A 1,690-nucleotide genomic window follows, 5' to 3' on the forward strand; every position below is an offset into this window, starting at 1 on the left:
GCTACGGACCTGACCCCACGCTCAGATGCGAAGAGCCGGTAAACGAGCGACAACACCATTCTCAGATGAAGCCAATTTTACTAGAAGAATTTACGCGAGTTCGACGATCTCCATGTACTCCTGGCTCCACAGGTCCTCCGTGCCGTCCGGCAGAATGATGACCCGCTCCGGCTCCAACGCCTCCACGGCGCCGGGGTCGTGGGTGACCAGCACGACCGCACCCTCGTACGTCCGTAGAGCATCGAGGACCTGCTCGCGGGAGATCGGGTCCAGGTTGTTCGTGGGCTCGTCGAGCAGGAGGACGTTGGCTGCGGAGGACACCAGCCCGGCCAGCGCCAGACGCGTGCGCTCACCGCCGGAGAGCGTGCCTGTCGGCTGCTCGAGTTGGGGGCCGGTGAACATGAACGCCCCCAGCAGACTGCGCAGTTCCTGCTCCCCCGCGTCCGGCGCGGCGTGGCGGATGTTCTCCCACACGCTGGCGTCCATGTCCAGGGTGTCGTGCTCCTGGGCGAAGTAGCCGATCTTGAGCCCGTGCCCGGAGACGACGCCGCCCTCGCCGTCGGTGCGTTCCACACCGGCGAGCAGCTTGAGCAGCGTCGTCTTGCCGGCACCGTTGTAGCCCAGCACCACCACGCGGCTGCCCTTGTCGATCGCCAGGTCCACGCCGGCGAACACCTCGAGCGAGCCGTACATCTTGGTCAGGCCCTTGGCGAACAGCGGCGTCTTGCCACAGGCCGCGGGAGTGGGGAACTTGATCCGCGCGGCCTTGTCGGCCACGCGGACCTCGTCGAGATTGTCGATCATGGCGTCAGCACGCCGGATCATCTGCTTGGCGGCGGCCGCCTTGGTGGCCTTGGCGCCCAGCTTGGCGGCCTGCATCTTGAGCTGCGAGGCCTTCTTCTCCGCATTCGCCTTCTCACGTCGGCGCCGGGCCTCGTCCGTGGCGCGGGCGTCGAGATACTTCTTCCACCCCATGTTGTAGGCGTCGATCTCCCCGCGCACGGCGTCGAGGAACCACACCTTGTTCACCACGGCCTCGAGCAGCTCGACATCGTGGGAGATGATGATCAGCCCACCCTCGTGCTTCTCGAGGAACTGGCGCAGCCAGGTGATGGAGTCGGCGTCGAGGTGGTTGGTGGGCTCGTCGAGCAGCAGCATGGTCTGCGACTTGCCGGCACCGTCGGAGGCGGCGAACAGGATCCGCGCCAGCTCCACGCGGCGGCGCTGACCGCCGGACAGGGTGCCCAGATTCTGGGTGAGGATCCGGTCCTCCAGCCCCAGGCTGTTGCAGATGCGGGCGGCCTCGCTCTCGGCCTCGTACCCGCCGCGGGCGGAGAACTCGTCCTCGAGGCGCCCGTACTTACGCACGGCCTTGTCCATGGCCTTGTCGTCCGGTGCGGAGACCATCTGCTCCTGCGCGGCGGTCATGTCGGTCATGATCACGTCCAGCCCGCGGGCGGAGAGGACCCGGCTGCGCGCGAGCTGGTCCATGTTGCCCTCACGCGGGTCCTGCGGAAGATATCCCAGGTCACCGGTCCGGACGACCTTCCCGGCGTAGGGTTCACCTTCGCCGGCGAGGATCCTCATCGTCGTCGTCTTACCCGCGCCGTTCCGTCCCACCAGGCCGATCCGGTCGCCGGGCTGGACCCGCAGCGAGGACCCGTCCATGTGGAGCAGGGTGCGCACGCCG

The 1,690-nt window shown here is 67.4% G+C and carries 1 protein-coding gene; it reads right to left on the bottom strand.

The genetic code is table 11. The features are described from left to right. Window positions 1-90 precede the first annotated feature (90 nt). Window positions 91-1,690, bottom strand: a 1,600-nt coding sequence (locus tag G6023_RS15480; protein WP_187700255.1) for an ABC-F family ATP-binding cassette domain-containing protein, incomplete at its 5' end; no start/stop codon positions are given.

This window comes from Dietzia sp. DQ11-71 (genome assembly GCF_014144995.1).
GTDB classification, from domain to species: Bacteria; Actinomycetota; Actinomycetes; order Mycobacteriales; family Mycobacteriaceae; genus Dietzia; species Dietzia kunjamensis.